We start from the raw sequence: 8575 nt of genomic DNA on the forward strand, positions 1-8575 counted from the left end.
GATCATTGGGCTCTTCGTATCCGCCGGCGCGAGCGCGCTGCTGGCCTCTTCCGGCCCCGGAACGGGGCGGCTAAAGACAGCTCGCCCGGCCGCGTTCGGGGCAGAGCCGGAATGCACTCGACAGCGTGAAAAGGAAGCGTGGGCTGCGACGCTCGTTGTCCGGCGCCCGGTAGCTCAGGGGGACAGCGACGCCGAAATCGGCCTGGAGGTCGTCCGGCAGGATGAAGCGCACACCGGCTCCGGCCGATGTCAGCGACAGGCCGTCGCTCAGGCGATAACCGTGGTTCCAGACCGCGCCGGCGTCGCCAAAGGCATAGAGCTGATAGCCTGTCCAATAGCGGAAATTCAGCTTCTGGTCGAAGCGCAGCTCGAGCGAGCCGGCAAGGCCGTTGTCGCCGCTGATCTCGGCTGCGCCATAGCCACGGCCGAAGGCCGCGCCGCCGAGATAGAATTGCTGCGAGGTGAACAGCGGACGCGACGCCGTCTGGCTCGCCGCAGCAAGCTTGAGCGACCAGACATCGTTGAGTGTCTGATAGCGCGTGAACCAGAGATTCAGCACCGAGAAGTTCGAGGAGGCGCCGTCGCGCGACAACAGATCGTCCTCGAAATGTGAGGCGCCAAAAACGTCCAAGCCCTGACGGTAAGCCAGAGTCGCAAAATTGGTACCGCCAAAAGGATCCAGCAGCCGGTAGTCGGCGGTCAGGCTCGCCGTTCTGATGTGGTCGTTGTACCAGGGCCCGTAAAGGTCATGCTCGGACACATTGCTGAAGGTCGTCGCAGCGGTCAGCGTGAGCGTGGACGATTGCGACTGCAACGGGACGACGCTGGCACGCAGCTCGAACGCCTCGGTCGTGGTGATGTCGCTCTCGAGCCGGCGCATATCGCCCGGCCGTACCGCGCTGTACAGCACGGAAGCACCGAGGCGGACACCGTCGACGCCAACGGGCGCATCGTACGACAGGCGTGCAAAGCCGAGCTGGCGGGGATCGTTCGCAATGGTCGACAGGTTGACCGCCAATGTATCGCCGGGCGTGAAATAGGAGTTGAACGCGCCTGTGGCGTAGGTTTGCCAGGGACCGACCGACGAGGATCCGAGATTGTCGAGGCCGAACGAGGAGAAGACGTGCCAGGTTTTCAGATAGATGGTCAGGCGGAAGCGGCCCGTCGTACCGCCGATCTCCTCCAGCGCAGTGTCGGTGATCCGGACGCCCGGCCTGCCATTGATCAGGAAGAGCTGGCGTTCGAGCGTTGCCAGTCGCGAAGGCTGCTCGGTCAGAACCGGCGCCAGCATCGGCCTTATGCCGAACTGCTCGGCACCGTCGCCCTTCAGCTCGGCCTGCACGATGGCGCCTTCCAGGACCTGAATCTGGACTCGGCCGCCGGCGATGTCCTGCGGTGGCACGATGGCGCGGCTCAGATGAAAGCCGGCTTCGCGGTAGAGGTCGCTGATGGCGCCTGCGATCGTGGCCAGATCCGCCTGCGAGACCTTCCGGCCGAGATAAGGCCGGTACACCGCGGCAATGCGATCCGGGGAAACGGCATGGGCGCCGCTGACGCTGACGCCGCGCAGCACGAATTGCGGCTTGGTATCGCCACCCGTCGTGGGCTGTCCGACGCTCGGCAACCAGACCGGCGGCCGGCCGAGCGATTCCTGCTCGGTCTGGTTATCAAAATATTTCTCAGGCTGGCGCGGATCGAAACCCGGCTGGTTCGCCTGTTGCGCGAATGCCGTTGGAATTGCCGCGAAAATTGCTGCCAGCGATACCAATGCGGTAAGGCGATGCCGCTTCTCACCGCGCGCGGCGACTTTGTCTCCGTACTTCAACGGAGGATCTGCCACGGGGCGGTAAGGGTTCGTTAGCCGCATGATTTTTCATAGTTTTTTATGGTCAACGATTGGTTAATCAGGCCGCGCCGCTGGCCGCTTTCCGATAATCCTATCTTGAGCGATTTCGGATACCCCTCAGGCTTGGCTGTAAACGCGGGCTGAGGATCATCATGTTCGGCAAAGTTGGAATGCGGCGCGCCCTGGCGGCGGCGCTGATCCTGGGCACGGCCTCTAGTGCCTTCGCTGCGGACGACGGTGTGTGGTCCGTCAGCAAATCCTCGGGCGAGGTCTGGCTGGCAACGAGCGGCGCCCAACAGGTGTCGTTGACGCCCGAAGGAACGCTGAAACCTGGCGATACCATTCGCACCGGTCGCAACGGCCGCGTCCTGCTCGTTCGCGGCGAGGAAACGATCCTGATCTCTCCCAATTCGGTGGTGGGCCTGCCGGCCGCGAAGAAGGACGGCCTGTCGACCACCATCATCCAGCAGGCGGGTTCGATCCTGCTCGAGGTCGAGAAGCGCAACGTCAAACATTTCGAGGTCGAGACGCCCTATCTCGCCGCCGTGGTCAAGGGAACGCAGTTCAGCGTCACGGTCGGTGCCGGTAGCACCAAGGTCGGCGTGCTCCGCGGCCAGGTCGAAGTCTCCGATTTCAAGACGGGGCAGATTGCGCAAGTGATGCCCGGACAAGCGGCCACTGTCTTCGAACACGGCCAAGCCGGTCTCAGCCTGAGCGGTGCGGGGACGCTCAATCCGATCGAGCAGGGCAAGCCCCGCGCGCCCACAATCGAGCGTGTCCCAGTGCCGAAGTCGGGCCTGTCGGCGCCGCGCCATGCGGCCAATGGCCTTGCCATCCATGCGCTCGGTCCGATCGACAAGGGCAACAAGACGAGCGGCGCGCCGAAGCCGTCGCATCAGGCGGCTGCTGGTCACGTCGCCAAGGCCGGCGTCGTGCGGATCTCGAGCTCGCTCGGCGAGGTCAAGCTGAACTTCCACAAGGTCACGCGCGGGCTTGCCCACGGCGCCGTGGCACCCGGCCAGGTACGCAACGCCAATGCCGGCGCGAGTGGCGACACGGTCTGGAGCGACAGCAAGACCAGTACGATTGCCTCCAACAGCGCGATCGAGACTGCCGCAACGCCTGGCGCCGGCAGCTCGTCGAACCCGGGCGCTGCGATAGCTGCAGCGGCAGCCAATAACGGAAACGCCGGCGGCAACGGCAACGGCAATTCCGGCAACGGCAAGAATGACAATAGCGGCAACAACGGCGCCACCGGCAACGGCTGGAACAACAGCGGTAATAGCGGTTCGAACGGCGGCGGTCCTGGCGGCAACGGTCACGGCCGCAACCGGCATTAAGGCGGTCTGGTAGGGGAAGAGGGGCGCACCCGCTGGTTCGGGTGCGCGGGAGGATCGGGTGAAACGCTATCGGCCGCATATTCTTGTCGTGATCGCGCTCGCGGTGGTGTTGTCCACGGGCTGGCACGCTGCGCTTCGCAATGCGCTCACGGATCTCCGATTCAAGTGGCAAACGCGTGCGGCCACCGGCGATATCGTCGTGGTCGGTATCGATGCGCCGTCGATCGATCAGATCGGGGTGTGGCCCTGGCCGCGGCGTCTCCATGCCGAAATGCTGCACAGGCTGGAAGCGGCAGGCGCGCAGGACGTTGCCTTCGATGTCGATTTCAGCACGCCGTCGGACCCCGCCTCCGACGAGGCCTTCACCAAGGCATTGCGAGACGCCGGCGGCTCGACGATCCTGCCATCCTTCAAGCAGCCGACACCGAGGGGCGGCCCGGCCCACGTCAACCGGCCGCTGAAGCCGTTCGGCAACCAGTCGTGGCCGGCCGTCGTCAACGTCGCGATCGAACCCGACGGGCTGGTTCGCCGCTATCCGTTCGGCGAGAAGCTCGGCGACGCTTTCATGCCTTCGATGGCCGTCGTGCTGGCGGGACAGGACGCCAATCGGCGGCCGCCCTTTCTGGTCGATTTCAGTATTCGTGCGGCTTCAATTCCAACCGTCTCCTATGTCGACGTGCTGCGTGGCGATCGCGCCACGCTCGACAAGCTGAACGGCAAGAAGGTCATCATTGGCGCCACGGCGCTCGAGCTCGGCGACCGTTTCAGTGTTCCCAACGGCAGGATCATCTCGGGGCCGGTCCTCCAGGCGCTCGCCGCTGAATCGATCCTTCAGAACCGGATGCTGCGCTGGACCTCCGATATCGGCATGGTGCTCGGGCTGGGCGCCATCTGGCTGCTAATGATGTATTCGTGGCGCCGCGCCGCGCCGGGACTTCGCGTCGCAATCCTCCTCGCAACCGGGGCGGCGGTCGAACTGGCCGCAATCCTTGTGCAGGCAAGATGGCCCCTGGTCATCGATACGTCGCTGTTCCACATCGCGATCGTCGCTTACCTGACCGCGATTGCGCTCGACGAAATCGACTTCCGCAGCCTGCTCGGACGCATCGCCGAGAGCCGCTTTCATCGCATCGCGATGTCGCTCGGCGACGGGCTGGTCTGCACCGACGAGAATCACCGGATCACGGTCTGGAATCCCGGCGCCAGCGCGATCTTCGGCTACATGCCGGCCGAGATCATCGGCCGCCCGTTCGAAACGCTATGCGCTTTGCCGGCCGACGGCGGTGCAAGGCCATCCATGCACGATGCCGCGCGCCAGGCGCTTCTGGTGCCGGGCGGCGCCGTCGTCGTCGAGTTCGAAGGCCGGCGCAAGACCGGGGAGACCTTCCCGGTCGAGGCGAGCTTCTCGGGCTGGCAGGGAACGGACGGCTTTCAATATGGTGCGATCCTGCGCGACATTTCGGCGCGCAAACGTGAAGCCGAGCGCATCAGGTATCTGGCTGAACACGACGCGCTAACCGGCCTTGCAAACCGGAACATGCTGCACGTCGGCCTCACCGATCAGATCGCCGCGGCGGAGCGGCAATCTTCGGGAGTTGCTCTGCTCGTGCTCGGGCTCGACGGCTTCCAGGAGATCAACAACATGCTCGGACACTCCGCCGGCGATCTCGTGCTACGCGCCGTTGCTGAGCGGCTCCGGAGCGAAGTCGATGGCAAGGCGATCGTGGCCCGGCTGAGCGGCGACGAGTTCGCCATCGCGGTCGATTGCGCTGACCTCGGCGAGCCGGTCCCGGCGTTCGCCGAGCGGATCGCGCGTGCGTTCGAAACCCCGCTTGCAGCTGGCGCCCGGCAGCACCGCGTCAGGATCAGCGTCGGCGTCGCCGTTTATCCCGAAGGCGGGCAAAAGGCCGACGATCTCCTGAGCAATGGCCATCTGGCGCTGAGCCGCGCGAAGACGACGCGGCGCGGCGGCCATGTGGTGTTCGAAGCCGCGATTCGGCAGGAGCTCGAGAACCGGCTGACGCTGGAGGGCGAGCTGGCGCTTGCCGCCGATCGCGGCGAATTCGAGCTGTTCTACCAGCCGCAGGTCCGGCTGATTGATGGCAACCTGATCGGAGCCGAAGCGCTCATCCGCTGGCGGCATCCAGTGCGCGGCTACGTCTCGCCAGCCGAATTCATGCCGGTGGTCAACACCTCGGCGCTGTCGGAGCGGATCGCGAATTGGGTGATGGAGACTGCCTGCCGCCAGGCGCGAGCCTGGGAATTGTCCGGCAACGATGTGCGCGTCGCGATCAACCTCTCACCCTCGCAACTTCAGTCCGGCGATCTCGCCCATTCGGTCGCAGCACTGCTCGACGAGACGGGGCTGACGCCGTCGCTGCTCGAGATCGAAGTCACCGAAGACATCCTGCTGCATGACGAACGCCGCGTGCTTGAAATGTTCAAGCGAATCCAGGATCTCGGCGTCCGGATCTTGTTCGATGATTTCGGCACCGGTTATGCGAGCCTGAGCTATCTCAAGAAGTTTCCGCTCGACGGCCTCAAGATCGACCGGTCGTTCGTCTTCGGTATTCTTTCGAATTCCGACGACGCTGCCATCGTCGGCTCGACCATCGGCCTCAGCAAGCAGCTCGGCCTCACGGTCGTCGCTGAAGGCATCGAGAACCGCGCAACGGCCGACTTCCTGGTCAGCATGGGATGCGAGGAAGGGCAGGGATATTTCTTCGGCCGTCCGATGCCCGCCGAGGCATTCGAGAAGCAGTTCCTGGCGGCTGAACTTCAGACTGTCAGCGCCGCCTGAGCGAGCAGCTTTGCTGGCCTGTTTCCGACCTCGATGGTCTAAGCTGAATTTGGCGGGCTCTTCTGCCCTCGTCTGCCGGAGGTCTGGTTACTGCGCCAGTATCGGCTGACTCCCGGACAGAGCCAGTTAGTGATCCTGGCTCGGATCGTCCTGATGTCTGCTTCGCTGATAGCCGAGACCGCCGCGCGAGCGCCTCTGAAAGCGACGTATGTCCCCCTCCAGACCCCGCAAGGCTCGATGAGAGGCTCGGAACGTTGCGCAGAGCCGCGCGTGTTCTCGAGAAGAACCGACGACCCCAGGCGGGAGTATCCCTTCCTTCCCGCCTCAGCTCAACGACCTCTCCTTTGCTCACCGGCCTTCGTTCCCCTTCAACCATATCGCGCTCGGCCTGCCTCAACGCTCACGGACGAAGGTCTTGTCCGTCGGTGTGCTCAATGAGCACCGCGAAGCGCTTCTTGTTCGATCAACCTAAGCACCATCGCAACGTTCCGCTCGCTCCGACTTTTTCCTAGGCCGATATCAGGATTGGCGTCCCCTGAGAGCCTACATGACACGTCTTCAAGCGAGCTTCGGCTTAGGGCCAGAAGCGGTCGTCGGCTCCAGTCAATCTACCAGCAACCATAAGGAAGTAGGCGCGAGCGGTTCCATCTAAACAAGAATAGATTGCGCTTCTCCATCTCTGGGTAGTCTCGGCCGATTTTGAGAAGGTGGAAAGCATGGTGGCAGCAGACTACGTCTTTGGATTCGCTATCGCGTTGGTCGTCGGGATGAACCTGTATCTTGGCCCGCGTATCGCACGCGAGCGTGTTGCCATGCAATGGGGGCCCAACGGCGAGCCGACTTGGTACGCCCCAAAATGGCTCGCAATGTGGGGGATGATTGCCTTCATGGCTGCGGTCCGGCTCTTCATTTGGGCGGCTTCAACATATGCGCCGCAGCATGTGCACGGTGCTGAATTGGGAATAGTAATTTTCTCGTTGATCGCCGCCGGTTCTCACATGTTCGTTTTGATGAAGGCGAGAGCGCCCCTCTGAAAAGCTCGCGCAAGTCAGCTCTGGGTCAAAATCGGCCGCTTGGATCATCGTGATCCGCTTCTGCTCTGCATCCGACAGCCTACACAGGATTGTAGCCGGGAGAATGCTTACGTCAGCTCGTCCAACCACCTCTGAGCCAATTTCGGCTCACCCGGAGTGTTTGAAAGGCGAGTGCCCATCTGCAGGAACCGTGCATGAAGCGCGAAGGGCTCCATACCGCACTTGTCGCGCAGGCGTTCGATTCTTGAGCCCAATTCAAGCAGCTCCTCCCTTGCCGAGTTGCGCAAGCCGACCCGTTCATATGAGCCGAAGAGACCCCATTCTCCCTTGGCGCACTCTTGCAAAGCCGAGAGAAGCAATTCGCCATACGCAGCTTCAAAGGCCGCGAGCTGCCGTTCGTACGAGGGTCTCATCAGCTCGAATAGGTTCTTGGGTCAAAAAATGCAGCGAGACCGGAGACGACTGCGACAACCGCCAAGAATAGGACGGTGGTAGGATCGATGAACAAATACACAACTGCCACTATTCCGGCGATGGTCAGAGCTGGTCCAATGTGCGCAGGGTGCGTCTTAAGCCAGTTGATCACCGCGTGGCGGACCTGAGGGATATAGGCCGTAGCCACGAGGAGAGCGACAAGTACAACAAGCCACTTCGGCATGGGATGATGCGCCCTATTTGCCTAACCACAATAGCTAAGCACGCTTTCGCCCGCATGAAGAATAGAGTTCAAATTATAGCGACTACCCGGCCTGTACGCTTTGGGGCAAGCGTCGGCTCTAGGCAATCCGGCATTCAGGTCCGGGCTACTCCCAAATCCGGCGGGCACAAACCATCGCGAGGGATGAGAATCCGACTCTCTCCCCCACAGTAGGGGCTGCTGAAACGGAGAGAACATGAACCTGCCGGAAATCATTAGACGAGCCATCGAGATGGGTAAACTTGACGGTAGGATTACTTTCGATGAGCTGAATAAGCTTTGTGAGGGTGCAGTGCTTGATCCCAAAGACATAGAGCGCATTCTCAACGCCCTGAGCGAAGCAGGAATTTGGATCGAAGGAGACTGAGGTCCGCTTCGGGTCACTTGCAGACATCGCTCGGCTGCGCGTTGAGGTCAGCTATGGGTCAATTCCGGGCGTCCGCCGCCTGTAAGTCTCTGACAATGATCTGTTGATCGTGAGCGCGTGCTTGACGTGCGATTAGATCTATTACTGCCTAGGTTGTGACCGACAAAATCAAAAGCGTCAGTGCAGATCGCATGAAAGTAAGCGTCGTTTTGATCCCACCTTCTCGTGGCGTGAAGGATAAGCGAGGTTCACGATCTCTTTGAAGGGATCGGCTCGTGTCTATGCTTGACCATACGCTTAAGTCGGATGTGGCAACGGGCCGGTTGGAGGTGATCACAGAGACCGGACGACGCCGTTGGTTCTCCAAGGACGACAAGGTCCGGATTGTCGAGGAGACGCTGGTCCCAGGCGCGGTCGTTTCCGACGTTGCCCGCCGACACGGGCTGACACCCCAACAAGTGTTCACCTGGCGGCGGCAGGCGCGCCAGCTG

General features: G+C 62.3%; 6 protein-coding genes. 5 read left to right on the plus strand and 1 reads right to left on the minus strand.

Translation table 11 applies throughout. The features are described 5' to 3' along the window. Window positions 1-70 precede the first annotated feature (70 nt). A complete protein-coding gene (locus tag HZZ16_RS17375; RefSeq protein ID WP_197949852.1) occupies window positions 71-1867 on the minus strand; it encodes a ShlB/FhaC/HecB family hemolysin secretion/activation protein in 1797 nt (598 codons plus the stop codon). 131 nt (window positions 1868-1998) lie between these two features. On the opposite strand from HZZ16_RS17375, the gene HZZ16_RS17380 reads away from it, so the two are divergent. The 5 genes from HZZ16_RS17380 to HZZ16_RS17400 form a co-directional block, all read left to right on the plus strand. Next, window positions 1999-3186, plus strand: coding sequence for a FecR family protein (locus tag HZZ16_RS17380; RefSeq protein WP_197949854.1), 1188 nt, complete (start codon window positions 1999-2001; stop codon window positions 3184-3186). Window positions 3187-3244: 58 nt separating this feature from the next. Next, window positions 3245-5986, plus strand: a complete 2742-nt coding sequence (locus HZZ16_RS17385; protein WP_197949856.1) for an EAL domain-containing protein — start codon at window positions 3245-3247, stop codon at window positions 5984-5986. A gap of 716 nt (window positions 5987-6702) precedes the next feature. After that, window positions 6703-7020: an SdpI family protein gene (locus HZZ16_RS17390; RefSeq protein WP_197949858.1), complete on the plus strand. Its 318-nt coding sequence runs from the start codon at window positions 6703-6705 to the stop codon at window positions 7018-7020. An 893-nt stretch (window positions 7021-7913) separates the two neighbouring features. After that, entirely contained in the window at window positions 7914-8084 is a 171-nt protein-coding gene (locus HZZ16_RS17395) for an RNA polymerase sigma factor region1.1 domain-containing protein (RefSeq protein ID WP_197949860.1), read from the plus strand. 281 nt (window positions 8085-8365) lie between these two features. Then, a partial coding sequence (locus HZZ16_RS17400) for a transposase (RefSeq protein WP_197949887.1) occupies window positions 8366-8575 on the plus strand: 210 nt, incomplete at its 3' end.

The organism is Bradyrhizobium glycinis, assembly GCF_016031655.1.
GTDB lineage: Bacteria > Pseudomonadota > Alphaproteobacteria > Rhizobiales > Xanthobacteraceae > Bradyrhizobium > Bradyrhizobium glycinis.